The 25252-nt window shown below is 63.0% G+C and carries 29 protein-coding genes; 14 read left to right on the top strand and 15 right to left on the bottom strand.

The window, feature by feature from the left end; genetic code table 11:
* Nucleotides 1–146 precede the first annotated feature (146 nt).
* The 5 genes from CKW22_RS28020 to prlC form a co-directional block, all read right to left on the bottom strand.
* Entirely contained in the window at nt 147–281 is a 135-nt protein-coding gene (locus tag CKW22_RS28020; protein ID WP_256577336.1) for a hypothetical protein, read from the bottom strand.
* 262 nt (nt 282–543) lie between these two features.
* Entirely contained in the window at nt 544–1602 is a 1059-nt protein-coding gene (locus CKW22_RS25540; RefSeq protein WP_095065485.1) for a PA0069 family radical SAM protein, read from the bottom strand.
* Nucleotides 1603–1678: 76 nt separating this feature from the next.
* Nucleotides 1679–3685, bottom strand: a complete 2007-nt coding sequence (locus CKW22_RS25535; RefSeq protein ID WP_033702492.1) for a M3 family metallopeptidase — start codon at nt 3683–3685, stop codon at nt 1679–1681.
* A gap of 132 nt (nt 3686–3817) precedes the next feature.
* Nucleotides 3818–4099 carry a YheV family putative zinc ribbon protein gene (locus CKW22_RS25530; protein WP_033702491.1) on the bottom strand — a complete coding sequence of 94 codons (282 nt, stop codon included), beginning with the start codon at nt 4097–4099 and terminating at the stop codon, nt 3818–3820.
* Nucleotides 4096–6183: an oligopeptidase A gene (gene prlC, locus CKW22_RS25525; RefSeq protein WP_047582441.1), complete on the bottom strand. Its 2088-nt coding sequence runs from the start codon at nt 6181–6183 to the stop codon at nt 4096–4098. The genes CKW22_RS25530 and prlC overlap by 4 nt, the downstream gene beginning before the upstream one ends.
* Before the next feature lie 66 nt (nt 6184–6249).
* On the opposite strand from prlC, the gene CKW22_RS25520 reads away from it, so the two are divergent.
* Both CKW22_RS25520 and CKW22_RS25515 read left to right on the top strand, forming a co-directional pair.
* A complete protein-coding gene (locus CKW22_RS25520; protein ID WP_033702489.1) occupies nt 6250–6798 on the top strand; it encodes a gamma carbonic anhydrase family protein in 549 nt (182 codons plus the stop codon).
* A gap of 19 nt (nt 6799–6817) precedes the next feature.
* Nucleotides 6818–7468, top strand: a complete 651-nt coding sequence (locus CKW22_RS25515) for an HAD family hydrolase (protein ID WP_033702488.1) — start codon at nt 6818–6820, stop codon at nt 7466–7468.
* 33 nt (nt 7469–7501) lie between these two features.
* Here CKW22_RS25515 and CKW22_RS25510 read toward each other — a convergent pair whose 3' ends face one another.
* Nucleotides 7502–8593 carry an aminopeptidase gene (locus CKW22_RS25510; protein ID WP_095065483.1) on the bottom strand — a complete coding sequence of 364 codons (1092 nt, stop codon included), beginning with the start codon at nt 8591–8593 and terminating at the stop codon, nt 7502–7504.
* Nucleotides 8594–8660: 67 nt separating this feature from the next.
* Between CKW22_RS25510 and CKW22_RS25505 the strand changes: the two genes are divergently transcribed.
* Both CKW22_RS25505 and CKW22_RS25500 read left to right on the top strand, forming a co-directional pair.
* Nucleotides 8661–9074 (top strand): hypothetical protein, encoded by a 414-nt coding sequence (locus CKW22_RS25505; RefSeq protein WP_033702485.1) that lies wholly within the window; start codon nt 8661–8663, stop codon nt 9072–9074.
* Between the two features lie 55 nt (nt 9075–9129).
* Entirely contained in the window at nt 9130–9543 is a 414-nt protein-coding gene (locus CKW22_RS25500) for a hypothetical protein (protein WP_033702484.1), read from the top strand.
* A gap of 38 nt (nt 9544–9581) precedes the next feature.
* On the opposite strand, the gene CKW22_RS25495 is transcribed toward CKW22_RS25500, so the two are convergent.
* A complete protein-coding gene (locus CKW22_RS25495) occupies nt 9582–9815 on the bottom strand; it encodes a DUF1161 domain-containing protein (RefSeq protein WP_033702483.1) in 234 nt (77 codons plus the stop codon).
* Between the two features lie 73 nt (nt 9816–9888).
* Entirely contained in the window at nt 9889–10314 is a 426-nt protein-coding gene (locus CKW22_RS25490) for an OsmC family protein (RefSeq protein WP_033702482.1), read from the bottom strand.
* Nucleotides 10315–10484: 170 nt separating this feature from the next.
* Between CKW22_RS25490 and CKW22_RS25485 the strand changes: the two genes are divergently transcribed.
* Nucleotides 10485–11489, top strand: a complete 1005-nt coding sequence (locus CKW22_RS25485; RefSeq protein ID WP_033702481.1) for an LLM class flavin-dependent oxidoreductase — start codon at nt 10485–10487, stop codon at nt 11487–11489.
* 36 nt (nt 11490–11525) lie between these two features.
* Here the strand turns inward: CKW22_RS25485 and CKW22_RS25480 are convergent, their stop codons facing one another.
* Both CKW22_RS25480 and CKW22_RS25475 read right to left on the bottom strand, forming a co-directional pair.
* The gene (locus tag CKW22_RS25480; RefSeq protein WP_033702480.1) at nt 11526–11747 is read right to left on the bottom strand and encodes a DUF1161 domain-containing protein; all 222 of its coding nucleotides are present in this window, start codon (nt 11745–11747) and stop codon (nt 11526–11528) included.
* 101 nt (nt 11748–11848) lie between these two features.
* Nucleotides 11849–12064, bottom strand: coding sequence for a dodecin (locus tag CKW22_RS25475; protein WP_033702479.1), 216 nt, complete (start codon nt 12062–12064; stop codon nt 11849–11851).
* Between the two features lie 149 nt (nt 12065–12213).
* On the opposite strand from CKW22_RS25475, the gene CKW22_RS25470 reads away from it, so the two are divergent.
* A complete protein-coding gene (locus tag CKW22_RS25470; RefSeq protein ID WP_027592031.1) occupies nt 12214–12537 on the top strand; it encodes a YqjD family protein in 324 nt (107 codons plus the stop codon).
* On the opposite strand, the gene CKW22_RS25465 is transcribed toward CKW22_RS25470, so the two are convergent.
* On the bottom strand, nt 12534–13430 hold the full coding sequence (locus tag CKW22_RS25465) for a LysR family transcriptional regulator (protein WP_095065481.1): 897 nt from the start codon (nt 13428–13430) through the stop codon (nt 12534–12536). The two genes, CKW22_RS25470 and CKW22_RS25465, sit on opposite strands and share 4 nt — an antisense overlap.
* Before the next feature lie 109 nt (nt 13431–13539).
* Between CKW22_RS25465 and trpB the strand changes: the two genes are divergently transcribed.
* A complete protein-coding gene (gene trpB, locus CKW22_RS25460; RefSeq protein ID WP_033702476.1) occupies nt 13540–14757 on the top strand; it encodes a tryptophan synthase subunit beta in 1218 nt (405 codons plus the stop codon).
* Entirely contained in the window at nt 14754–15563 is an 810-nt protein-coding gene (gene trpA, locus CKW22_RS25455; protein WP_033702475.1) for a tryptophan synthase subunit alpha, read from the top strand. The genes trpB and trpA overlap by 4 nt, the downstream gene beginning before the upstream one ends.
* A 119-nt stretch (nt 15564–15682) precedes the next feature.
* Here the strand turns inward: trpA and CKW22_RS25450 are convergent, their stop codons facing one another.
* Nucleotides 15683–16015 carry a DOPA 4,5-dioxygenase family protein gene (locus CKW22_RS25450; RefSeq protein WP_033702474.1) on the bottom strand — a complete coding sequence of 111 codons (333 nt, stop codon included), beginning with the start codon at nt 16013–16015 and terminating at the stop codon, nt 15683–15685.
* A 51-nt stretch (nt 16016–16066) separates the two neighbouring features.
* Between CKW22_RS25450 and CKW22_RS25445 the strand changes: the two genes are divergently transcribed.
* The gene (locus CKW22_RS25445) at nt 16067–16615 is read left to right on the top strand and encodes an NAD(P)-dependent oxidoreductase (protein WP_095065479.1); all 549 of its coding nucleotides are present in this window, start codon (nt 16067–16069) and stop codon (nt 16613–16615) included.
* Between the two features lie 82 nt (nt 16616–16697).
* On the opposite strand, the gene CKW22_RS25440 is transcribed toward CKW22_RS25445, so the two are convergent.
* Nucleotides 16698–17597, bottom strand: a complete 900-nt coding sequence (locus CKW22_RS25440; protein ID WP_033702472.1) for a LysR family transcriptional regulator — start codon at nt 17595–17597, stop codon at nt 16698–16700.
* A 109-nt stretch (nt 17598–17706) separates the two neighbouring features.
* Between CKW22_RS25440 and betC the strand changes: the two genes are divergently transcribed.
* From betC to CKW22_RS25425, 3 genes are all read left to right on the top strand, one after another.
* Nucleotides 17707–19224, top strand: a complete 1518-nt coding sequence (gene betC / locus CKW22_RS25435; RefSeq protein WP_095065477.1) for a choline-sulfatase — start codon at nt 17707–17709, stop codon at nt 19222–19224.
* 14 nt (nt 19225–19238) lie between these two features.
* Nucleotides 19239–20162 (top strand): choline ABC transporter substrate-binding protein, encoded by a 924-nt coding sequence (choX, locus tag CKW22_RS25430; protein ID WP_047582452.1) that lies wholly within the window; start codon nt 19239–19241, stop codon nt 20160–20162.
* 62 nt (nt 20163–20224) lie between these two features.
* A complete protein-coding gene (locus CKW22_RS25425; RefSeq protein ID WP_033702469.1) occupies nt 20225–21790 on the top strand; it encodes a SulP family inorganic anion transporter in 1566 nt (521 codons plus the stop codon).
* 142 nt (nt 21791–21932) lie between these two features.
* On the opposite strand, the gene aroE is transcribed toward CKW22_RS25425, so the two are convergent.
* Together aroE and hemF are read right to left on the bottom strand one after the other, a co-directional pair.
* Nucleotides 21933–22757 (bottom strand): shikimate dehydrogenase, encoded by an 825-nt coding sequence (gene aroE / locus CKW22_RS25420; RefSeq protein ID WP_033702468.1) that lies wholly within the window; start codon nt 22755–22757, stop codon nt 21933–21935.
* Nucleotides 22758–22783: 26 nt separating this feature from the next.
* Nucleotides 22784–23695: an oxygen-dependent coproporphyrinogen oxidase gene (gene hemF, locus CKW22_RS25415; protein WP_095065475.1), complete on the bottom strand. Its 912-nt coding sequence runs from the start codon at nt 23693–23695 to the stop codon at nt 22784–22786.
* A 134-nt stretch (nt 23696–23829) separates the two neighbouring features.
* On the opposite strand from hemF, the gene CKW22_RS25410 reads away from it, so the two are divergent.
* Entirely contained in the window at nt 23830–24807 is a 978-nt protein-coding gene (locus CKW22_RS25410; RefSeq protein WP_095065473.1) for an NADPH:quinone reductase, read from the top strand.
* A 312-nt stretch (nt 24808–25119) separates the two neighbouring features.
* A partial coding sequence (locus CKW22_RS25405; protein ID WP_160015258.1) for a transposase occupies nt 25120–25252 on the top strand: 133 nt, incomplete at its 3' end.

Here is a 25252-nt window from a genome sequence, read left to right as displayed (position 1 = left end):
CGCTGGTTGAGCCACCGCCACTGGCTGAGGTCTCGGCAGACCCCGTCTCACCACCACCTCCTGCAGAGGCACCTGAGGCACCCGCTGCACCGGATGACCCGCTGGATGAGTCAGATTGAGCGCCGCTGGGCGCTGCACCTGCAGACTCACCGCCAGAAGATGACTCGGACGAACCGCCACCCGAAGAGATCGTTAAGCGCATCGATGATGAGGGGGCCGGCATCACGCTCCAGTTTCTTTTTGGCGCGCTCTTTCAGGCTGGCAGTTTCTGCAATGTCCACACTTGATCGTCCATGAAATATTAATTTGATATTTAATTGCCACTATGTTTGCCAGTATGAAATGGCGCGCAAAATTAGACACAGTTCACACTCGCACGCGACGTATTCTTACCTAAACTCCAGCAGCTGGAAGTAGGATAAACCTGTATTTCGCCCTGCCTGCGTCGACACTTCACTGCACGCGCTGAAGTATCACTGAGTGATGGCAATTGGATGTCATATTGATATACCCCGTGCCACCTTTGCATCTTCAAAACACATTTCAGAACAATGCCAACTGGCCACCAGGCGGGCAGAACCTGGAGCAATCGAGCGCCTGTGCTTCACGCCCTTCGAATGCCAGTTTGCGCGCGGCCTTGGCGAAGCGCTGAGCCAGCAGCTCGGCAAAAATGCCCTCGCCACGCATCCGTTTACCAAAGCGGCTGTCATACAGCTCACCGCCGCGGCTCTGGCGAATCAGGCTCAACACATGGGCCGCACGCTGGGGATAATGGTCCTGCAACCATTGCTCGAACAGCGGCGCCACTTCCAGCGGCAGGCGCAACATCATGTAGGCTGCGCTCTGGGCACCCGCTTCCTTGGCGGCCTCGAGCAAGCGCTCCAGTTCGCTGTCGTTGATCATCGGAATCATCGGCGAACACAAGACCCCCACCGGCACCCCCGCCTCGCGCAGCACCCGGATCGCCCGCAACCGCGCCTTGGGCGAAGCCGCCCGCGGTTCCAGCACCCGCTTCAAGTCGTCATCCAGTGTCGTCAGGCTGATCATCACCCACGCCAGGCGCTGGCTGGCCATCTCGGCCAACAAGTCCAGATCACGCAGTACCAGCGAACCCTTGGTGACGATGGTCACCGGGTGCCGGAAGCGCAGGAGTACCTCCAGCAAGCGACGGGTCAGCAGGTGATCACGCTCGATGGGCTGGTAGGGGTCGGTATTGGAGCCCAGGTTGATGGGCGCGCAGACGTAACCCGGCTTGCTCAGCTGTTGTTCGAGCACTTCGGCCGCGTTGGTCTTGGCGATCAGCTTGGTTTCGAAATCCAGCCCTGGGGAAAGGTCCCAATACGCGTGTGAGGGGCGGGCGTAGCAGTAGATGCAGCCATGCTCGCAACCTCGGTAGGGGTTGATGGAGCGGTCGAATGGCAGATCGGGCGAGGTGTTGCGGCTGATGACCGTCTTTGCCGTCTCGATTCGCACCTCGGTGCCTTGGCTGATCGGCACCTCCTGGTACCAGCCGTCATCCTCCACCACCGAGCGGTTGGGGGCGAAGCGGTTGTGCGGATTGTGCGCCGTACCACGGCCTTTTTGCGGTGCTGGAGGTAACATGGCGCGCCCCTGTACTGTGTTTATACACAGTACAAAGAAGCGGGCATCCATGCCAGCACCTCTGGTCAGTACAGGCTCAAATCAGGCCATGCCAGCGCAGGAAAGGTTCGTGACTCACCGCGCGGCCCAAAAATGCGTGCATACCTTCAAGCAATGGTCGGGAAGCGCCAGGCTCAAGCAACGCCATTTGCAAATCACGCCCCGTTGCCCGGTCTAGCAGGCCGCTGGCTTGAAAACGCGAGAACAGATCGAATGCGAGCACATCAGACCACAGGTAGGCGTAGTAGCCAGCGTCGTAGTAATCCAGCAGGTAATCGAATGCATGGGCCGGATGCTCGTATGCTTCCAGCGGCCAGTACCCACACTGCGCCCGGGCATCCTCCAGGCGCTGCCGCACGCGCCTGCCGTCATTCGGCGTGGCATGCAAATCCAGATCGAACAGCGCCATCGCCAGGGTCTCGGCAGTGTCCGTGACAGCCCCTTGGCGAAGGCCATCCAGGCAGGCGGCCAACTGCTGCGCGTCCAGCTGTCCAGCCTCTGCGTTCGCAGAAATGCCAGCCAGGTAGCCAGCATCCCACGCCCAGCGCTCGAACAGCTTGCCGAACACCTCGACACCATCGGCGCCAAGCGCGCTGACATTGGAAAGCACCTGATTGTTGGTGCGCACCAGCAGATGGTGCAAGGCATGCCCGAACTCATGGAACAGCTTGCGCAGCGCCATGTGGTCCAGCAAGGGCGGGGTACCATCAATGGTCGAGGGAATATCGCTGAAGACCGCCACGGTGGCCGGGTGGAAACGCCCTTCGGCATCGACCCGACGGTTACGGATGTAACGGGTTTCGACCTGGCCCGGCTGCTTGCCTGGGTATTGCACGACATCCAAGTAAAGGAAGCCAGTCAGTGCATTGTCCAGCCAGACTTCGTACGCCTGGACGCTGGCATGCCATGTCGCCAGTGACTTGCGGACCAAGACCAGGCCAAACAGCCGTTGCGCAAGCGTCAGCAACGCCTCGATCACGTTGTCCAGGGCAAAGTACGCTCGCAAGCTGTCCATGGAGAGCGCCTGCCCAGCCGGGTTTTCGAGCCGATGCAGGTAGCGCCTGTCCCATGGCTGCGCCGTGTCCAGGCCGTGCTTGTCAGCAAGCGCTTGCACGTGCACACGGTGCTTTTCCATGACCGGTTTGACGCGCGCTGCCAGGCCGTGCAGAAAGCGCAGAACCTGGGCAAGGCCGCCGGCACTTTTCGAGTGCAGGCTTAGTGACGGGTAGTCGGCATAGCCCAGCAGATGTGCCTTCTGTTCACGCGCCTGGGCCAACTGCAGCAAGAGCTGACCATTGTCATGCTGCACCTCGGCGCTGACCCCACGGCTGTGCTGGTGGCGGTAGATCTGCTCCCGAAGGCTACGGTTCGCGGCATGTTCAAGGACCGTGTTGGTCACGTATTGGTCTGCGGGTATCAACCAGCCGGCTTGCCCAACCTGCAGCGCTTGGGCTTGCAGCTCGCCCAACAACCGTGGAGCAAGGCCTTGCAATTGCCCGGCGTCGAGGATGAGCGTGCCCGGGCGCGCCATGTTCTGGGCAAACCGCCCGGCAAGCTCGCGTACCTGGGCATTGATGGCCGCAAGTTGCATGCGGCCTGGGGCATCGAGCAAGGCACCGTGCAAGGCGAAGTTGTGACGGTACCAGCGCAGGGTCGCTTGCTTGTGCGCGTCCAAATGCTTGCCAATGGCGCTGTTGGCCAGGCGCTCATACAACGCTTGCAAGGTAGGGTCGGCCATCTTCTGCTCGAAGCGCTCAAGCATGGCGCCGTACAACTCTTCAACCAGTTCGACCCATGGCGCACCCTTGTACATCAGCGGTGAAGCCGCATACAGCACCGCCAGCAGTTGTGCATCCAGGTCATCGATCGCCATGACCAGGTCATCCCAGGTCGGCATGGACTGCTGAGCCAGGAGGGCTTGGGCGATACCTTGTTGATGAGCCGATAGCGCGTAGTCGAACGCTGCACGCAGGTTATCCAGCGTCACCGCGTCGTAATCGACAGGTACGTTGCTGGGTTGCAGAAGGGGGTTGCGGGTGTCCATCGCTGTTTACCTTGCTCTGATTGGAGCAAGCGAGCATGCGCCACCAGCGGGCAGGCGCTGGCCTGACTATCTAACACCCAGGGTCGAGCTGGAACCTGCCACCCAGGCCAAGGCCCGGGTGGCAAGACGGCTTCACTCAGACGGTTTCTTCAATTTGGGGTTGGGGAAGAACTGCACCGTCTGCACCTTGGCCGGCGCCGCCTTGGGCGCCAGGTGGTTGACCCGGGTACCGAGCTCCGACGGTACCGACAGGCCTTGTTCATTCAAGGTATCGGTGAAACCACAGGCCACGCACTCACGGTGCGGTACACCGTCCTCGTTCCACATCATCAACTTGTCCGGCTCGCTGCACGCCGGGCACACGGCCCCGGCGATGAAGCGTTTCTTGGTCTTGTTCACAGCTACCTCACTCATGCCGCTGCGTCCTCGCTCAGCCCGCAATGGCGCAGCAATGCATCGATGGAAGGTTCACGGCCACGGAAGTCGACGAACAGCACCATAGGCTCACGCGATCCGCCTCGGGCCAGGATCGCCTCGCGGAAGGCACGGCCAGTGTCGGCATTGAGCACGCCTTCTTCTTCGAAGCGGGAGAAGGCGTCAGCCGACAATACCTCGGCCCATTTGTAGCTGTAGTAGCCCGCCGCGTAACCGCCCGCGAAGATGTGCGCGAAGCTGTTGGGGAAGCGGTTGTACGCCGGTGGGCGCATGACCGTCACCTCGTCGCGCACGCCTTCGAGCACCTGCAGCACGCTGCGGCCATCGCCATGGGTGGCGTGCAGCTCGAAGTCGAACAGCGAGAACTCCAGCTGGCGCACCATCATCATGCCGGACTGGAAGTTCTTGGCGGCCAGCATCTTGTCCAGCAGGTCCTGGGGCAGGGCAGCGCCGCTTTCGTAATGGCCGGAGATCAGCGCCAGGCCTTCCGGCTCCCAGCACCAGTTTTCCATGAACTGGCTCGGCAGCTCGACTGCATCCCAGGCTACGCCGTTGATGCCAGACACACCCGCGTGTTCGATGCGGGTCAGCAGGTGGTGCAGGCCGTGGCCGAACTCGTGAAACAGGGTGGTGACTTCATCGTGGGTCAACAGCGCAGGCTTGCCTGGCGCGGCCGGGTTGAAGTTGCACACCAGGTTGGCCACCGGGCTCTGCAGCACGCCATCGACGGTACGGCGACGGTCGCGCGCACCGTCCATCCAGGCGCCGCCACGCTTGTTGGCGCGGGCATAGAGGTCGAAGAAGAAACGGCCGACGTGCTGGCCGTTTTCCTTGATTTCGAACAGGCGCACGTCCGGGTGCCAGCTGTCGAAGCCTTTGAGTTCGGCGATTTCGATGCCATATAGGCGCTGGACGATGCTGAACAGGCCAGACAACACCTTGTCGATCGGGAAGTAGGCACGCAGGGCTTCCTGCGACACGCTGTAGCGTTGCTCGCGCAGCTTCTCGCCGAAGTAACCGGCATCCCAGCTGGCCAGTTGCGGGCAGCCCTGCTCGGCGGCATAGGCCTTGAGCTGCTCCAGGTCCTGGGCAGCGAACGGCTTGGAACGCTTGGCCAGGTCACGCAGGAAGCTCAGCACCTGGTCGCTGGACTCGGCCATCTTGGTGGCCAGGCTCAACTCGGCGTAGTTCGGGTAGCCCAGCAGTGTGGCCAGCTCTTGGCGCAGGTCGAGGATTTCCTGCATCACCGGGCCATTGTCGAACTGGCCGGCATTGGGGCCTTGGTCCGAAGCGCGGGTGCAGTAGGCGGCATACAGCTCTTCGCGCAGGGCGCGATCGGTGGCGTAGGTCATCACCGCGTAGTAGCTGGGGAACTCCAGGGTGATCAGCCAGCCGTCGAGCGCTTTTGCCTGGGCGGCGGCGGCCATCTGCGCCTTGGCCGAGTCAGTCAAGCCGTCCAGCGCGGCTTCGTCGGTGACGTGCTTGGTCCAGGCCTGGGTGGCATCGAGCAGCTGGTTGGAGAAGCGGCTGCCCAGTTCGCTGAGCTTGCTCTGCACTTCGGCGTAGCGCTGCTGCTTGTCGGCAGGCAGGTCGATGCCCGAAAGGCGGAAATCACGCAGGGCATGTTCGAGGATGGTCTTTTGCGCCACATCGAAGCCAGCCGCCTCCGGGCTGTTGGCCAGGGCCTGGTAGGCGTCGAACAGCGCACGGTTCTGGCCCAGTTCGGTAGAGTAGGCACTCAGCGCCGGCAGGCAAGACTCGTAGGCCTCGCGCAGTTCCTTGCTGTTGCACACGGCATTGAGGTGGCTGACCGGGCTCCAGGCAGCGCCCAGGCGGTCATTGAGTTCGTCCATGGCCAGCACCAGGCCTGCCCAGGAAGGGGTCTTGCCTTGCTGTTCGAGAATCTCGGCAATGGCTTTGCGGTTGTCGGCCAGGATCTCTTCGATGGCCGGCAGCACGTGTTCGGCACGGATCGCCGAGAAGGGCGGCAGATCGTAGGGCTGCAGAAGCGGGTTGTTCGCACTCACGGTTTGGATACCTTGGCAGAAGAAACACTGGACCATCTTAATTACAATCGACGCCGACCGCAGCAGGCAGCCTGCCTATCGGCACAGATGAGAGACCCTATCATGGCCATCCGAAGCTTCCAGCAACACACTCCGAAAGTTGGACCACGGGCCTTCATCGACCGCTCGGCGGTAGTGCTGGGCGATGTAGAGATTGGTGAAGACAGCTCGGTCTGGCCTTTGACTGTAGTACGCGGCGACATGCACCGCATCCGCATCGGCGCCCGCACCAGCGTGCAGGACGGTAGCGTGCTGCACATCACCCATGCCGGCCCTTTCAACCCCGACGGCTTCCCGCTGATCATCGGTGATGAGGTGACCATCGGCCACAAGGTGATGCTGCACGGCTGTACCCTGGGCAATCGCATCCTGGTCGGCATGGGCAGCACAATCATGGATGGCGCCATCGTCGAGGACGAGGTGATCATCGGCGCCGGCAGCCTGGTACCGCCCGGCAAGCGCCTGCTCAGCGGCTTCCTGTATGTTGGCAGCCCGGTGAAACAGGCCCGGCCGCTGACCGACAAGGAGCGCGCGTTCTTCCCCTACAGCGCCGGCAACTACGTCAAGCTCAAGGACCAGCACTTGGCCGAAGGCTACGACCAACCCGAATGACTTGAGTGGAACCGCTTACATGCACCAGCAGAACATCCTCTTCGACCTCGACGGCACCCTGACCGACCCACGGCTGGGCATCACCCGCTCCATCCAGTATGCGTTGGCCAAACTGGGTATCGACGAGCCGGACCTGACCCGCCTCGAACACTTCATCGGCCCGCCCTTGCTGCAGGCGTTCATGCAGTTTTACAGCTTTGACGAAGCCAAGGCGTGGGAGGCGGTGAATTTCTATCGCGAGCGCTTCCGCGTCACCGGCCTTTATGAAAACCAGGTGTTCGAAGGGGTGCCGGCGTTGCTCGAAGCCCTCACTGGCCAGGGGCGCACGCTGTATGTGGCAACGTCCAAGCCTTGGGAGTTCGCCCGCGAGATCGCCCGGCATTTCGCCTTCGATCACCACTTCAAGGTGATTTATGGCAGCGAGCTGGATGGCACCCGCACCAACAAGGTCGAGCTGATTCGCCACTTGCTGGACGAAGAAGGGCTGGACCCGGCGCAGACGCTGATGATCGGCGATCGCAAGCATGACCTGATCGGCGCCCGCAGCAATGGGCTGCAGGCGGTGGCGGTGGGGTACGGGTTTGGTAGCGAGGAAGAGTTGAAGGCCGAGACGCCAGCCTTCCATTTCGCCACCCTGGCCGAGATGCATCAGGCCTTCATCAAGGCCTGAAATGGAATGGGGCCGCGCAGCGGCCCGAAAATCTCATTGGCTAACGACAAGCCGCTCCAACGCGGCTTTGCGCGCCTCACCCGACAGCCGCCCCAGCGCCTCGACCCGCTGATAAAACCGCGCCCAATCCCCGTCAACCTTCCGGAACAGCGCCGCAAACGCCGGCACCCACTGGTCATACAGCCCAAACGGCAGCAGCTTGGCATTGTTCATCGGCCCATACATCCAAGCGTCATAACGCGTGTCCCCACCCCACTGGCCATCACGCACCTGCCGGTACTCGCGCCGCAACCGCTCGAACTCGGCCTGCTTCGCCGCCCGCTTGTGCGCATCATCCAAGGGGCCGGCGTAGATCCCCTGAAGCCGTTCGCGGCTGGCCAGCACCAGCCGAATGAACTGGTCACGCTGCCCGGCCTGATCATCCTCTATCGCTGCAAGCCCGCGTGCCGCGCGCCATTGCCGCGCGCCTTCCTGCTCGACGAAGGTGGCAAACGACTCGTTGAACGCCGTGTCGTCCTGCACATAGAAGCGCTGATGGGCCAACTCGTGGAAGATCAGCGAGGCCAGCCGTTCGTCCCCCCAGCCGGCCATCGAAGACAACAGTGGGTCGTCGAACCAGCCCAGAGTCGAGTAAGCCTCGACACCGCCCACATACACATCCATGCCTGCCTGGCGCATCAACGCCGCCGCGCCACGCGCCGCACCTTGGCGGTAGTAACCACGGTAGGCCACGCAGCCCGCGATCGGGAAACAATGCGTCACCGGCTGCAACGACAACTCCGGCGTGGCAAACACGTTCCACACCACATAAGGGCGGCCAAGGTCGGCGTAAACCCGGTAGCTGCGGTTGTCCGGCAGTTTCAGCTGCTGGCTGGCGAACACTCGGGCCTGTTCGGCATGTTGCAAGCGCGCCCGCAGTTGCGGGCTGCTGGCCGGATCTGCCATTACCTGTTCCACCGGCTGGCGCGCGCGCAACAGCTGCCATTGGCCCTGCGCCAACTGCCCGTAATAGCCAACACTGCTACAACCGTTCAGCAGAACAGCCACCAGCAGGGGAACAAAGCGGGTGAAAACGCGGTCGAGTGGCCCAGGGCCTGAGCGCTGAAAAAGAAATAGTCGAAGCATCTGGGACTGTCTGACTCGCTCACGGCCAATTCGCTCCAAGACTATCTCGCCAGGGGGGAGTTTCGCCATGCGTCCATTGTTTGCCGCCAGCACACTCATGCTGTTGTCCGCTTGCTCGACCCTGCCGGACCCCGATCCGAACCAGGCGTGGGTCGACCTCACACCCCTGGACGAAACGTCACTGCATGCGGTGCAGGTAGACGAACGCGACTGGGCCGACACGCGCTACTTCGAGGTCGCCCCCGGCAGCCACGAATTGACGGTGCGCTACCAGTTTCCGGTCACCCCGAGCAATATAGGCCCGGTAAACGAGCCGCTGTGGCGCGATTGCCAGCTCAACCTGACCTTCAAGGACTTCAGCGCCGGGCAGCGCTACCAGTTGCAGGCGGGCAGCATTGGCTTCCGGCCTTGGGTCAAACTCTACGACCACCAGCAAAAACTGCTTGGCCAAGGCTTGCCCGCAGGCTGTCAACGCACCTGAGCCGCGCAATCGGCGCTATGCTTGTAACGTGTATATCGCAAGTGGGAGTTTTGCCATGCGCCAGCCCATGATGCTGATCGCCCTCAGTGCACTGGGGGCTTGCGCCAGCCCCTTGCCGCCCGTCGACCCCAAGCAGGCCTGGGTCGAGCTTTCTACCATCACCCCCGGCAGAGTCATCATGGCTGATCGCCTTGACGGCAAGCGCCTGGAGGATGGCCGCTACTTTCAGGTAACGCCTGGCAAGCATGAACTGGTGGTGCGTTTCGATTATGAGATTTATGGCGGCGGCATGATGTCCCAGCCAAGGGACCGTACCTGCTACCTGACCGTGCGCTATGACAATTTCAAAGCGGGCGAGCGCTATCGCCTCGAGGCCCGCGCGCCGGTGATGGAGCCGCAGGTGCTGCTGTACGACGCCAGCCGCACGGTGGTGGTTAACGAGCCAAGTAACGTGTTTTGTATTCCGTGACAGTTGGGGGCGCTTTGCGCCCCCAACCAAATTAAACCCTAGCGATCATTCTTCTGATAGATGATCTTCTTGGTACCACCCTCGCAGCTGCCCACGACCATGTTCTGGTCCTTGACCTCGCTGTTGGGCACGATCTCCAGGGTGTAGGACGTCACGCCCTGTGCCTGGATCTTGGCCTCGATCTCGGTTTTCAATTCTTCGCACGGCTTCACTGCCGCCAGGGCGGACGTGGCGAGCAGCGAGGCCAGCACGGCGATTGCTACGCGGATCATGGAATGGCTCCTGAAAGGGCAGTCGTGCTGCCGTTGCTGTTTAGACTACAGCAAACCGCCCCCGTTGCGCCGCCTAGCCCACCAGTGAGGCATCCAGGCTGATGGTGGCATTGAGCACCTTCGATACCGGGCACCCGGCCTTGGCCTTGTTGGCAATCTCGAGGAACTGCGCCTCGCTGGCCCCAGGCACCTTGGCCTTCAGAATCAGGTGCACGGCGGTGATGGCGAAACCATCGGGCTGCTTGTCCAGGGTCACCTCGGCAATGGTATCGATGCGCTCTGGGGTCAGGCCCGCCTCGCCGAGCATCATCGACAGCGCCATCGAGAAGCAGCCGGCATGGGCTGCGCCGATCAGTTCTTCCGGGTTGGTCCCAGGTGAGCCTTCAAAACGGGTGTTGAAGCCGTAGGGGTTCTGCTTGAGCGCGCCGCTTTCAGTAGAAAGCAGGCCCTTGCCATCCTTCAGGCCACCTTGCCAGATCGCCGATGCTGTCTTTTTCATGATGCCTCCTGGTCGCTGCATTTACATATCTTGGGGTGACATGCTTATGGGTTCAGAGGCCGGCCGCCCACGGCAAGTTCAGATCAATCTGACCGTAAGCATTGAATCCACCGAATGTGCCCATACAGAGTTTAAAAGGCCTCTGGCCAACCACGTTCAAGGAGGCTCCGATGACGCAGCTGCGTGACCTGAAAATTTCAACCCTCGACCTGGTGCCTGTGCGCGCCGACGGCGGGCCGGCTCAGTCGCTGCATAACTCGCTGGACCTGGCCCAGCACGTAGAACGCTTCGGCTACAACCGCTTCTGGGTCGCCGAGCATCACAACATGGATGGCATTGCCAGTTCCGCGACTTCCGTGCTGCTCGGCTACCTGGCGGGTGGCACCTCGAGCATCCGCGTTGGCTCCGGCGGTGTGATGCTGCCCAACCACGCACCGCTGGTGATCGCCGAGCAGTTCGGCACCTTGGCCAGCCTCTACCCCGGCCGTATCGACCTGGGCCTGGGCCGCGCCCCCGGCTCCGACCAGATGACCGCCCGCGCCCTGCGCCGCGAGCGCTCCGGCAGCGCGGACGACTTCCCCGACGATGTCGAGGAACTGTCACGCTACCTCGGCCCGCGCACCGATGATCAAAAAGTGATCGCCGTGCCTGGGCATGACACCGAGGTGCCGATGTGGCTGCTCGGCTCAAGCCTGTTCAGCGCCCAACTGGCCGGCATGCGCGGCATGCCCTACGCGTTCGCCTCGCATTTCGCGCCGCGCTTCATGCACGAGGCGATCCGCGTCTACCGCAACCACTTCAAGCCCTCCACCACGCTCGACAAACCCTATGTGATGCTCGGCATTCCGATGGTGGTGGCCGAAACCGACGAAAAGGCCGAATACCTGGCTACTTCGGTGTACCAACGCATCCTTGCCCTGATTCGCGGGCAGAGCCTGATGCAGCGCCCGCCCGTTGAGAGCATGGAGGGGCTGTGGCTACCTCACGAACGCGACGCGGTGATGAGCTTCCTGGGCCTGGCGATGATTGGCAGCCCGCAGAAGGTACGGGCCAAGGTGGAGGTGCTGCTGGAGCAGACCGGGGCGGATGAACTGATCTTTACCTGTGACCTGTATGAGCATGCGGACCGGGTCAGGTCCTATGAGCTGCTGGCGCAGGCTTTGAAGGCCGAGTAACCCTCTTCGCGGGCAACCCCGCGAAGAGGCCGTCACTCAACCACGCCGGTAGACAATTTCCTTGGTGCCAGCTTCACAGCTGCCAACTACCTTGCCCGCCGGCTCGCCTTTCTTGACGATCTCCAGCGTGTAGCCATTTACGCCCTTGGCATCCAGCTTGGCGGCAATCTCTGCCTTGAGCTCTTCACACGGCTTGCCCGCCGCCAGCGCACCACCCGCCAACGCCATAAGGCCTGCCGCCAGAATCATTTTCTTCATCGTTCGCTTTCCTTGTACAGATGAAAATCAAAGGGGGCGCCGGCTAAGGCGCCCCCTCTGTATTACCCCATCTTGCCAGCGCCAGCTACCCCGGCACTGTTTCAGCTGTTGGCAATACGGAAGCCGACTTTGAGCGTGACCTGAAAATGCTCGACCTTGTTGTCACGCAGGTGGCCCCGGGTATCGATCACTTCGAACCACTCCAGGTGCTTGATGCTCTTGGCCGCTTCGGCCAGGGCATTGTTGATCGCGTCCTCGATGCTGGTGGGCGACGACCCTACCAGTTCGATCTTCTTGTACGTGTGATGATCGGACATGTGCACTCTCCTTGGATGACAGTCTGCTTGAGCCTAGCAGCGCAGGCCTGGTTTACCTGCGAGCCGTCGCCTTGGGCAAAAGTTCGATCGCACTTTCGCAGCCCTGCGCAGTCGCAATCCTTACAGCCCACCCCCGAAGGAGATTCAACATGCATCGCAACTCGCTGCGTAAAACATCCCTGGAAAGCATGGAAGCCGAGATCGAAAGCCTTCTGAAGTCGCTGGAAAACCTCAAGCACGATGCATCGGAGGAGTCCCAGAAGTCGGTAAAGGCCATCCGCAGCAATGCCGAAAGCGCTCTCAAACATTCGCGCAGCCTGCTGAGCGACGCCTACGAGGAAGTGAAGACCCGCACCCGCCAGACCGGCATCGCCACCCGTGACTATGCCCAGGAGCACCCCATCACCACCGCCGGGGTAGCCGTTGGGGCACTGGGCCTGCTGGCGGCCTGGCTGCTGTACAAGCGCAACTAAGCGATTTGCAGCTGCAGTTCCTGGCGCAGCCATTGCGCCAGTTGCTCGGCGCGCCCATCTGCGGCGCGTCGGGGCACCCACAGCGCCAGCGCGGCACGCGTGGGTGAGAAACCCCAAGGTGCCGCCAACCTTCCAGCACGTAAATCGTCCGCCACCAGCTGTTGCGGCGCGATCGCCACACCCAGCCCGGCCACTGCGGCCTCCAGCAGGTAGTACAGGTGTTCGAATGCCTGGCCGAACTGCAAGGCCCCCGCATCCAGCCCGTGCTGCCCGGCCCAGGCCGGCCAAGCCTGCGGACGAGACGTGGTATGCAGCAACGCCTCGCCCAGCAAGGCGTCGGGCGCTGCCCCGCGCAAGCGTTCGAACCCGGTAAAGTGCGGGCTTAGCACAGGCCCGATGCGCTCTTCGGCCAGCACGTGTACTTGCATGTCCGCCGGCCACGGCGGTTCGGCAAACACCAGCAAGGCATCCAGCCCCGGGCGCCTGGGGTCCAGGTCGCCTTCCCCGGCGGAGAGGTGCAGGCGCAGCTCGGGCAAGTCGGCTTTGAGCCGCCCGAGCCGAGGGATAAACCAACGCGCCAGCAGGCTGCCGGAGCACCCGAGCACGAATGGTGCCTCGCGGTTATCCCGGCTCAGCTCGGCACACACCCCCCGCAACCTATCGAACGCCTCACCACTGGCATCGCGCAGGCGCACGCCGGCATCTGTGAGTTTGATGCCACGCCCATCCTTGACGAACAGGGCAACGCCCAAGTGTTCTTCGAGTACCTTGATCTGCCGGCTGACTGCCCCGTGCGTCACGTGCAGCGCCTCGGCAGCCTGGCTGACACTGTTCAGCCGGGCAGCGGCCTCAAAGGCCCGAAGGGCATTGAGAGGGGGAAGGTCCTGGGCCATTGTCTTGTGAGTTTTCCTGACAGGTTTGCGCAATCTTATCGGTTTTCAGACGGGCGTTGCGTGGTTAGAGTAAAGCCCATCACTCATTCAGTACGCCTTGGAGCGCCCCATGACCCAGACTCAATACCGCCCTGGCCCAGACGCCAACGGCCTGTTCGGCTCGTTCGGCGGCCGCTACGTGGCAGAAACCCTGATGCCGCTGGTGCTGGACCTGGCCCGCGAATACGAAGCGGCCAAGGCGGACCCCGCGTTTCTCGAAGAGCTGGCCTACTTCCAGCGTGACTATATCGGCCGCCCGAACCCGCTGTACTTCGCCGAGCGCCTGACCGAGCACTGCGGCGGCGCAAAAATCTTCTTCAAGCGTGAAGAGCTCAACCACACCGGCGCGCACAAGGTGAACAACTGCATCGGCCAGGTGCTGCTGGCCAAGCGCATGGGCAAAAAACGCCTGATCGCCGAAACCGGCGCCGGCATGCACGGCGTGGCCACCGCCACCGTTGCAGCCCGTTTCGGCCTGCCTTGCGTGATCTACATGGGTGCCACCGACATCGAGCGCCAGCAGGCGAACGTGTTCCGCATGCGCTTGCTGGGCGCCGAAATCGTCCCGGTCACCGCTGGCACCGGCACCCTCAAAGACGCCATGAACGAAGCCCTGCGCGACTGGGTCACCAACGTCGAAGACACCTTCTACCTGATCGGCACCGTGGCCGGCCCGCACCCGTACCCAGCCATGGTCCGCGACTTCCAGTCGATCATCGGCAAGGAAACCCGCGTCCAGCTGCAAGAGAAGGAAGGGCGCCTGCCCGACAGCCTGGTCGCCTGCGTCGGCGGCGGCTCCAACGCCATGGGCCTGTTCCACGCATTCCTTGAAGAACCAAGCGTGCAGATCATCGGCGTCGAAGCCGGCGGCCACGGCGTGCATACCGACAAGCACGCTGCCAGCCTGAACGGTGGCGTACCGGGTGTCCTGCACGGCAACCGCACCTACCTGCTGCAAGACGCTGACGGCCAGATCACCGACGCCCACTCGATTTCCGCTGGCCTGGACTACCCAGGTATCGGCCCCGAGCACGCCTACCTGCACGAAGTGAAGCGCGTCGAGTACGTCAGCATCACCGACGACGAAGCCTTGGATGCGTTCCACGCCACCTGCCGCCTGGAAGGCATCATCCCGGCCCTGGAAAGCGCCCACGCATTGGCCGAGGCGATCAAGCGCGCGCCGAACCTGCCCAAGGACCACTTGATGGTCGTGTGCCTGTCCGGGCGCGGCGACAAAGACATGCAAACCGTGATGAACCACATGGCCGCCCAGGAGAAACAGGCATGAGCCGTCTTGAACAACGCTTCGCCGAACTTGCGGCCGAAGGCCGTGCGGCACTGGTCACCTTCGTAACTGCGGGTGACCCCGGCTACGACGCCTCGCTGCAGATTCTCAAGGGCCTGCCTGCGGCTGGCGCCGACGTGATCGAACTGGGCATGCCGTTCACCGACCCGATGGCCGATGGCGTCGCCATCCAGCTGGCCACCCTGCGTGCGCTGGAAGCCGGCCAGACCTTGGCCAAGACCCTGCAGATGGTTCGCGAATTCCGCGTGGGCAACCAGGCTACGCCGATCGTACTGATGGGTTACTACAACCCGATCCACCGCTTTGGCGTGGAAAAGTTCGTGGCCGAGGCCAAGGATGCGGGCGTCGATGGCCTGATCATCGTCGACCTACCGCCTGAGCACGACGCCGAGCTAGCGACCCCGGCCCAGGCTTCGGGCATCGACTTCATCCGCCTGACCACACCGACCACCGACGACGCGCGCCTGCCGCGTGTGCTGGAGCGCAGCTCCGGGTTTGTCTATTACGTGTCGGTGGCGGGTGTAACCGGTGCAGGGTCTGCGACAACCCAGCACGTGAGCGAGGCGATTGCCCGCCTGCGTCGGCATACCGCCCTGCCGATCAGCGTAGGGTTTGGCATTCGCACGCCAGAGCAGGCGGCGGCGATTGCGCGCCTGGCCGATGGTGTGGTGGTGGGCTCGGCACTGGTCGACAAGATCGCCCAGGCCAAAGATGCGGATCAGGCTGTTAACGATGTATTGAGCTTGTGCTCGGCGCTGGCTGAAGGTGTGCGCGGCGCTCGACGCTGATTGGCGTTGCCTTCTTTGCGGGGCAAGCCCGCTCCCACAGGTTCACTGCAATCTGTCAGAAAGCACTCGACCTGTGGGAGCGGGCTCGCCCCGCGAATGGGCCGCATGGCGGCCCCCATCTACCCGCCAAAAATCGACAGCTTCAAAGGCCGCACAGCCCCCATCCAGATCGCATGATCACGGTGATCGGCCAGCTCATCCCCGGTCAGCGGGTGCAGAAACACCACCAACCCCTTGCGATACAACGCCAGCCACGGCAACACCACCCCCACCACCTCCGGCCCGAACGCCAACTGGCAGCTCCAGTCCGGGTGCGGCCCCACCGGTTGCTGGTGCATGCGCCCCATGGTCACGGGGAACAGCCGCGCCGCCTCTTCGCACAATGCCCGCGCGTGCTCGATGGTCGATGCGTCGTAGTACACGTGGGCGTGATAGCCCTTGATCCTCTGCACGATAACTCCTGATTGCGGTCCAACCATCACCACCGCAAAGGAGGTGATGCAGTGAAAAATGCCGAAACCCCCGTGTTCAAGCTGGTGCTGTTCGGGGCCGAGTCTAGCCTTGGCAGTGCGCTGATCGCCGAGCTGCTGGCGCGCCAGCATGAGGTTACCGCCGTGGTCGACGACCTCAACCGCCATGCGCCACGCCCTGGCCTGCATTTCAAGATAGGCGGGCTGGGCGATGCCGACCAGGCAGAGCAGGGCGCTGCGGGGGGCTCGGCGGTGGTTGCGCTGGTGTCAGCGCTGGCACCCGCTGACCTGCCCGCGCAATGGCGGATGAGCGAGGCGCTGATCGCTGGGCTTGCGCGTACGACTATACGCCGGCTGTTGCTGGTGGGCGATTTCGATGTGCTGGACAGGCCAGGCCATTACACCGATGAACAGCGCGAGGGTGTGGACCATGTGGTCGATGCGCTACAGCGCAGTGCGCTGCACTGGACGCTGATCAATGCGCCGCAGCAGTTGGCAGATTTGGAGAACGTTGCGGCGGGGATGGTGGATATGCTCGACCTGGATTTGCATCGGGGCGAGCATTTGAACTTCGTATCCTGAGGCCTCTTCGCGGGTCAAGCCCGCTCCCACGGAGATTGGTGTGCAGTATCTGTGGGAGCGGGCTTGCCCCGCGAAGAGCCCCTCAAGCATTGCGCTCATCTTCCAGCCAACCCACAAACCGCTCGATCAACGCCCCGCGCCGCTTGCGTGGCGGCAACACCACGTAATACCCCCGCGCCGAACGCAAACTGCCCTCCAGTGGCCGACACAGCAGGCCCTGCTCCACCAGCCCATCGACCAGGTGCCCCCAGCCAATCGCCACCCCTTGGCCGGCAATCGCCGCCTGGATCAACAGGGTGTAGTTATCGAAACGCAGCTGCCCCGGCGGTGGCGGGCTGTCCACGCCAAACCCACGAAACACCCCCGCCCAGTCGAACCAGCGGCTGGCTTGTTCGCCGCGCAGGTGAAGCAAGGGCAAACGCTGCAAAGCCACGGCTGACAAGGGTTTGCCATGAGTCAGCCGGGGGCTGCAGACCGGAAATACCTCTTCATCGAACAACCACCGGCTCTCGCCCTGATGAAAACGCCCATCGCCAAACAGCACGGCCACATCAATGTCCGGCCGCAACATCGCCTGGCTGCGCTCACCCGTCACCAAGCTGACATCCACCTGTGGATAAGCCTCGTGAAAACGTTGCAGCCTGGGCATCAGCCAGAACGCAGCGAAGGCAAAGTCGGTGGCCACTTGCAGCACCTCACGCTGGCCCCGGCCACTGGCCAGGGCAAGGCCGTCGTCCATGGCCTGCAGCCCTTGGTGCACCTGCTCGAACAGCACCTGGCCGGCATCGGTCAGCGCGATACCCCGGTAGATCCGGTCGAACAGCCGGGTACCCAGCTGAGCCTCCAGGCGCTTCACCTGCTGGCTCACCGCCGGCTGCGTGGTGCCCAGCTCCAGCGCGGCGGCAGTAAAACCACGCAAGCGTGCCGCAGCCTCGAACACGCGCAGGGTATCGAGCGACAGCTCGGCAAGGCGCTCAAACATAAGCTCAGCTAATCCCAGTCATTGCCCGCCATGGGCTTTACCCATGTTATCCACAGTCGCATCTTGATAGGCAAGCGGTTCGCATAACCTTCAACGATGGAAGCCAACCATGACGCGCCCGAATATCCTGTTCATCATGGCCGACCAGATGGCCGCGCCCCTGCTGCCGATCTACGCCCCTTCGCCCCTCCAGATGCCACACCTCGCCCGCCTCGCCGCGCAGGCGGTGGTGTTCGACTCGGCCTACTGCAACAGCCCGCTGTGCGCACCCTCGCGCTTCACCCTGGTCAGCGGCCAGTTGCCCAGCCGCATCGGCGCCTACGACAACGCCGCCGACTTCCCTGCCGATGTGCCAACCTACGCCCACTACCTGCGTCGTCTGGGCTACCGCACCGCGTTGTCCGGCAAGATGCACTTCTGCGGCCCGGACCAGTTGCATGGCTATGAAGAACGGCTGACCAGCGATATCTACCCGGCCGACTACGGCTGGACGGTGAACTGGGATGCACCCGACGAGCGCCCGAGCTGGTACCACAACATGTCTTCAGTACTGCAGGCCGGCCCCTGCGTGCGCACCAACCAACTGGATTTCGACGAAGAGGTGGTGTTCAAGGCCCGCCAGTACCTCTACGACCATGTGCGCGAAAACGATGGCCGGCCGTTCTGCCTGACCGTGTCCATGACCCACCCCCACGACCCCTACACCATCCCCAAGCGCTACTGGGACCGCTACGAGGGTGTGGATATCCCCATGCCCCGCGCCGAGTTCGCCCAGCACGAGCAGGACCCGCATTCGCAACGCCTGCTCAAGGTCTACGACCTGTGGGACAAGCCGCTGCCTGTGGACAAGATCCGCGATGCCCGGCGTGCCTACTTCGGCGCCTGCAGCTACATCGACGACAACATTGGCCAATTGCTGCAAACCCTTGAGCAATGCGGCCTGGCAGAGGACACGTTGATCGTGTTCTCCGGCGACCACGGCGACATGCTTGGCGAACGCGGCCTCTGGTACAAGATGCACTGGTTCGAAATGTCGGCGCGGGTGCCACTGCTTATTCACGCGCCCAAACGCTTTGCAGCGGCACGGGTAAGCGCCTCGGTCTCGACCTGCGACCTGCTGCCCACCTTGGTCGAACTGGCCGGCGGTACTGTGGACAACTCGCTGCACCTGGACGGACGCTCGCTGCTTGGCCACCTGAAAGGGCAGGGCGGCCACGACGAAGTGATCGGTGAATACATGGCCGAGGGCACGGTCGGCCCGCTGATGATGATCCGCCGCGGCCCGTACAAGTTCGTGTACAGCGAAGACGACCCATGGCTACTCTATGACCTGAGCCGCGACCCGTACGAGCGGGAGAACCTCACCGGCAGCCCGGACCATCAGGTGCTGCTGCAGGCATTTGTCGATGAAGCCCGGCAACGTTGGGACATCCCCACCCTGCGCCAGCAGGTGCTGGCCAGCCAGCGCCGCCGCCGCCTAGTGGCCGAGGCCCTGGCCATCGGCAAGCTGAAGAGCTGGGACCACCAACCGCTGGTGGACGCCAGCCAACAGTACATGCGCAACCACATCGATCTCGACGACCTCGAGCGCAAGGCCCGTTATCCACAGCCCGCACCTAGGGATTGAGAAGAGAGTCCGCCATGCAAAAGTTCTCTACCGCCGTGCTCGCCCTGGCCTTGAGCCTGGGCGCTGCCTCGACGCACGCCGAAGACGCGCAATGCAACACCGTGAAGCTGGCCGACCCCGGCTGGAGCGACATCGCCACCACCAACGCCATCACCCGCCTGCTGCTGGAAAGCCTCGGCTACCAGGTGAAGATCGACAGCCTGGCCGTGCCGATCATCTACGGTGGCCTCAAGGATGGGCGAGTCGATGCCTTCCTTGGCAACTGGATGCCGGCGCACCAGGGGTTTCATGACAAGTTCGTCGCCACCGGTGATGTGCAGCAGCTGGCCCGCAACCTCGAAGGTACCGAGTTCACCCTCGCGGTGCCCGACTATGTGTGGAATGCCGGGGTGAAGAATTTCGCCGACCTGCAAGCGCATGCCGAACAGTTCGACAAGAAGCTCTACGGAATCGGCTCGGGAGCCCCGGCTAACCTGTCGCTCAAGGAGATCATCGACAAGAATGCGTTCAACCTCGGCCAGTGGAAGCTGGTGGAGTCGAGTGAACAGGCGATGCTCGCGCAGGTGGACCGCGCCGTGAAGAAACAGCAGTTCATCACCTTCCTCGGCTGGACACCGCACCCGATGAACGTGAAGCTGAAGATGCACTACCTCACGGGCGGCGAGCAGTGGTTTGGCAGCAAAGGCGAGGTCTATACCCTGACTCGCAAAGGTTATGCACAGGCGTGCCCGAATACCGCGAAGCTGCTGGGTAACCTGAGATTTACCCTGGACATGGAAAACAGCATCATGGCCGAAGCTGTGGATAAGAAAGTCAGCTTCGATGAGGCTTCCAAGGCGTGGGTCAAAGCGCATCCCGAGGTTCTGGAAGCGTGGCTGGCCGGGGTAACCAGCAAGGCCGGTGGCGATGCGAAAGAGGCCGTCAAAGCCAAATTGTAATTCAGACAACCACACTCACCCGCTCCGACAGGGCGGGTACAACCCGGGGATTTGAATAAGTCATGCACCGTCTTCACCGCCTGCTGCCCTTCCTCACCTGGCTGCCCCGCCAATCGGGCCGCAGTCTGCGTCAGGACCTGCTGGTGGGCCTGAGCGGTGCCATCCTTGCCTTGCCACAATCCATCGCCTACGCCCTGATTGCCGGCCTGCCTGCCGAATACGGCCTGTTCGCCGCCATCGTCCCGGTGCTCATCGCCTGCCTGTGGGGCTCTTCCTGGCACCTGATCTGCGGCCCGACTGCCGCCATTTCCATTGTCCTGTATGCCAGTGTCAGCCCCTTGGCGGTGCCCGGCAGTGCCGACTACGTCACGCTGGTTCTGCTGCTGACCTTCATTGCTGGCATCTTCCAGCTTTTGCTCGGCCTGCTACGGTTCGGCGCGCTGGTCAATTTCGTCTCCCACTCGGTGGTGCTCGGCTTCACCTTGGGCGCCGCCATCGTCATCGCCCTCGGGCAGTTACCCAACCTGCTGGGCATGGACCTGCCCAGCCAGGCCACGGCCTTGAAAACAGTCCAGGACCTGGCCAGCCACGCCGGTGAGGTTGACCTGCCATCGCTGATGCTGGGCCTGGCCACGGTGCTCATCGGCGTGGGCTTCAAGCTCTGGCGGCCGCGCTGGCCAAGCTTGTTGATCAGCCTGATCCTGGTCAGCCTGCTGGCCTGGTTGCTGCCTGGCTTCTTTGGCCACGTGCCGAGGGTGCCGGCCTTCACCGGCCAGTTACCGCCCTTGAGCCCGCTGCCGTTGCTGGACCTTGAGCTGATGCTGCGGCTGCTGCCGACCGCAGTGGCCGTGGGTATGCTCGGCCTGGTCACCAGCCTGTCGATCGCCAGGTCGCTATCTTCGCGCTCCGAACAGCTGATCGACGCCGACCAGGAGATCCGCGCCCAAGGCCTGTCGAACATCGTCGGTGCGTGGTTCTCCGGCTACCTTTCGTCAGGCTCTTTCACCCGCTCGGGCCTGAGCTACGACGCAGGTGCCAGGTCGCCTATGGCGGGGGTGTTCTCGGCGCTGTGGGTCGCGGTGTTTGCCGTCGCAGGCGCGGGGCTGATCGCCCATCTGCCGATCCCGGCCATGGCGGGCAGCATTCTGCTGATCTGTTGGGGGTTGGTGGATCACCGGGGTATTCGCGCGCTGTTCCGGGTCAGCCGCTCGGAATTCCTGGTCATGGCCCTGACCGCCGCCGCGACCTTGCTGCTGGAACTGCAGACGGCGATCTACGCCGGGGTGCTGGCTTCGCTGTTCTTCTACCTCAAGCGCACTTCACGGCCACGGGTGCAGCAGAGCCGGGAAGGGCAGGCCGATGTGCTGCGGGTGGGCGGGTCGATCTTCTTCGGCGCGGCGCATTACCTGCAGGTGCGCCTGCAACGCTGCCAGGGGCCGCATGTGGTGATCGATGCACGGCAGGTGAATTTTATCGATTATTCGGGTGTGGATATGTTGCACAGGGAGGCGAGGCGGTTGCGGCGAGCGGGGGGCAGTTTGACCTTGCAGCGGGCGCGGCCGCAGGTGGTCGAGGAATTGCAGAAGCTGGAAGGGGTGAAGTTGTGTCCGATCAGGTTTGAAGAGTGAGGTTGGGTTGAGATCTTGGGGCTGCTTTGCAGCCCATCGCAGGCAAGCCAGCTCATACAGGAATATCACAAGGCCCGAGGTCGGCGCTGTACTTGTAGGCGCTGGCTTGCCTGCGATGGGCCGCGAAGCGGCCCCGAAGGCGTCAACCCCGAGCAAGCTGCCGGCGCAGTTCAGCCAACACCGGCGCCGTATCCGGCCTCACGCCACGCCAGATAAAGAACGCTTCCGCCGCCTGTTCAGCCAGCATCCCCAGCCCGTCCAGCACCTTGGCCGCCCCCAAGTCGGTGGCCCATTGGCAAAACGGCGTAGGCTCCTTGCCATACATCATGTCATAGCAAACCGTACGCCCCGCCTCGACCAGGCTTGCGGCAATCGGCGGCATCTCGCCCGCCAGGCTTGCCGAGGTGGCGTTGATGATCACGTCCACCGGTTCCTGCAGCCAGGCAAACCCACTGGCCACCACCGGCCCGAGCTCATCGAACTCGTGGGCCAGCAGCTCGGCCTTTTCCACCGTGCGGTTGGCAATCACCAGCGACTCGGGGCCGTGCGCCAGGATCGGCTCCAGCACGCCACGCACCGCGCCACCCGCGCCAAGGATGAGAATCCGCTTGCCCGCCAGCTGCACGCCGGCATTCACCGTCAGGTCGCGTACCAGGCCGGCACCGTCGGTGTTGTCACCCTGCAGCGTGCCGTCAGCCAGCTTGCTCAGGGTATTCACCGCCCCCGCCCGCTGGGCACGTGGGGTCAGGCTGTCGCACAGGCGGTAGGCTTCTTCCTTGAACGGCACGGTGACGTTGCCGCCTCTGCCTTGTTTGAAGAAGCCGTAGGCACAATCGCTGAACTCGTCCAGCGGCGCCAACAGGGTGGCGTACTCCAGGTCCTGGCCGGTCTGTTCGGCGAACAGGCGGTGAATCAGCGGCGACTTGCTGTGGCCGATGGGGTTACCGAAAACGACGTACTGGTCCATGGTGGGTTCCTCGGTTATCCACAGGCTTACTGGGCGAGCCAGTCGCGATCTTGCAGGTAGTACTCGGTCAGGCGCGCTTCTTCGCTACCGGGCGCGGCCTTCCAGTCGTAGCCCCAGCGTACCTGCGGTGGCAGCGACATGAGGATCGACTCGGTACGCCCACCCGATTGCAGGCCGAACAAGGTGCCCCGGTCATAGACCAGGTTGAACTCCACGTAGCGGCCGCGGCGGTACTCCTGGAACTCACGCTGCTCGGCGGTGTAGGGCGTGTCCTTGCGGCGCTGGACGATCGGCAGGTAGGCCTCGACGTAGGCGTCGCCGATGGCGCGGATGAACGCAAAGCAGGTGTCGAAGTCCCACTCGTTCAGGTCATCGAAGAACAGCCCGCCGATGCCACGCGGTTCGCCACGGTGCTTGAGGTGGAAATAGCGGTCGCACCAGGCTTTGTAGCGCGGATAAACGTCGGCGCCAAACGGCGCACAGGCCTGCTCGGCCACGCGGTGCCAGTGGATGCAGTCTTCTTCATTGCCATAGTACGGGGTCAGGTCGAAGCCGCCGCCGAACCACCACACGGCCTCTTCATCCTCTTTTTCGGCGATGAAGAACCGCACATTGGCGTGAGAGGTGGGCACGTGCGGGTTGTGCGGGTGGATCACCAGCGACACGCCCAGGGCCTCGAAGCCACGGCCAGCCAGTTCCGGGCGGTGGGCACTGGCCGAAGGCGGCAGGCCGGTACCGAACACGTGAGAGAAGTTGACCCCGCCTTTTTCGATCAACTTGCCGTCACCGATCACCCGCGTACGGCCCCCGCCACCGGCTTCGCGCGTCCAGGCATCCTCGACGAAGCGGGCGCCGCCGTCCTCGGTTTCGAGGGCGGAGCAGATGCGGTCTTGCAGGTCGAGCAGGTAGGCTTTCACGGCCTCGGTGCGGCTGGTCATCGGGTCACCTGGAGCGGGCAGAGAAGAATTCGCCGCGTAGCATACCACCGGCGGCCGACGCGCCGCAGTTGACGGCGATCAAGCAAAGGCGTCCGATAGAGGGCTGTTACCAATCCCGACAACAGGAGTGCGAGATGGCCAAGCGTATCCAGTTCAGCCAGCATGGCGGCCCGGAAGTTCTGCAGCTTGTAGAGTTCGAACCCGCCCCGCCCGGGCCACAGCAGGTCCGCGTGCGTAACCATGCGATCGGCCTGAACTTCATCGATACCTATTTCCGCAATGGCCTGTACGCGCCGCCTGCACTGCCGTCAGGCCTGGGCACCGAGGGTGCAGGCGTGGTCGAGACGGTGGGCGAGGGCGTTACCCGCCTGAAAGTGGGTGACCGCGTAGCCTATGGCGGCGGGCCGCTGGGTGCCTACAGCGAGGTGCATACGCTGCCGGAGGCCAACCTGGTCAAGCTGCCGGACAACATCAGTTTCGAGCAGGCGGCGGCGGTGATGCTCAAGGGGCTGACCGTGCAATACTTGCTCAAGCAGACCTATGCCGTGCAGCCGGGCGACGTGATCCTGTTCCATGCCGCTGCGGGTGGCGTGGGTTCCCTGGCTTGCCAGTGGGCCAACGCGCTCGGGGCCAAGCTGATCGGTACCGTCAGCTCTGTCGAGAAAGCCGAGCGGGCCAAGGCGCTGGGGGCATGGGCAACCATCGACTACAGCCGTGAAGACGTGGCCAAGCGGGTGCTGGAGCTGACCGACGGCAAGAAATGCCCGGTGGTGTATGACGGTGTGGGTGCCGACACCTGGCTGACCTCGCTCGATTGCCTGCAACCGCGCGGGTTGATGGTGAGCTTTGGCAATGCCTCCGGCGCGGTGAGCGGGGTGAACCTGGGGATCCTGGCGCAGAAGGGTTCGCTGTATGTCACCCGGCCGACCTTGGCCAGTTATGCCAACAATGCCGAGAACACCCAGGCCATGGCCGATGACCTGTTTGCGGTGATCGCGAGTGGCAAGGTGGTTGTGGATATCCAGCAACGGTATCCGTTGGGTGAGGCGGCCAAGGCGCAGGCGGAGTTGTCGGCGCGGCGGACTGTGGGGTCGACTGTCTTGTTGCCTTGATTGACAGAAGGCCGCGTTGAGGCGACCAAGTGCCTGCCTTGGTTTTTGTGGTGTTGCGGATATCGAGCGCCGCCCGCGCGGCGCTTCGCGGGGCAAGCCCGCTCCCACATCTGTTTCGGGCCAATTACTTCTGTGTCAGGTGGGTTACAGCCTTGGTGCATGGCTGCAAATCGAGGAACCGCAGTTGCGTAACCCTCGATATCAAATGGAACCAACAAGGCGGGCAGCGGTGACTTCCCAGAAGGGACTGGCCCGAAACAAATGGACTGCCCCCAAGAAGTTGGACAAAAAATCCAACCCTTGGGGGGACCGATGGGCAAATACACAGAGCAGTTCAAACTCACAGCCATCTCAGCCTACCTAGATGGTAGCGATGGCTTCCGAAAAGTAGCCCAGCGTTTCGGTATCGACGTCAGTCTGCTGCGCCGGTGGGTCTCCAGCTATC

It is taken from the genome of Pseudomonas sp. Irchel s3f19 (assembly GCF_900187555.1).
Lineage (GTDB): Bacteria > Pseudomonadota > Gammaproteobacteria > Pseudomonadales > Pseudomonadaceae > Aquipseudomonas > Aquipseudomonas capeferrum.
Note: the sequence above shows the minus strand (reverse complement) of the source record. Positions and strands in the feature narration are given on the sequence as shown.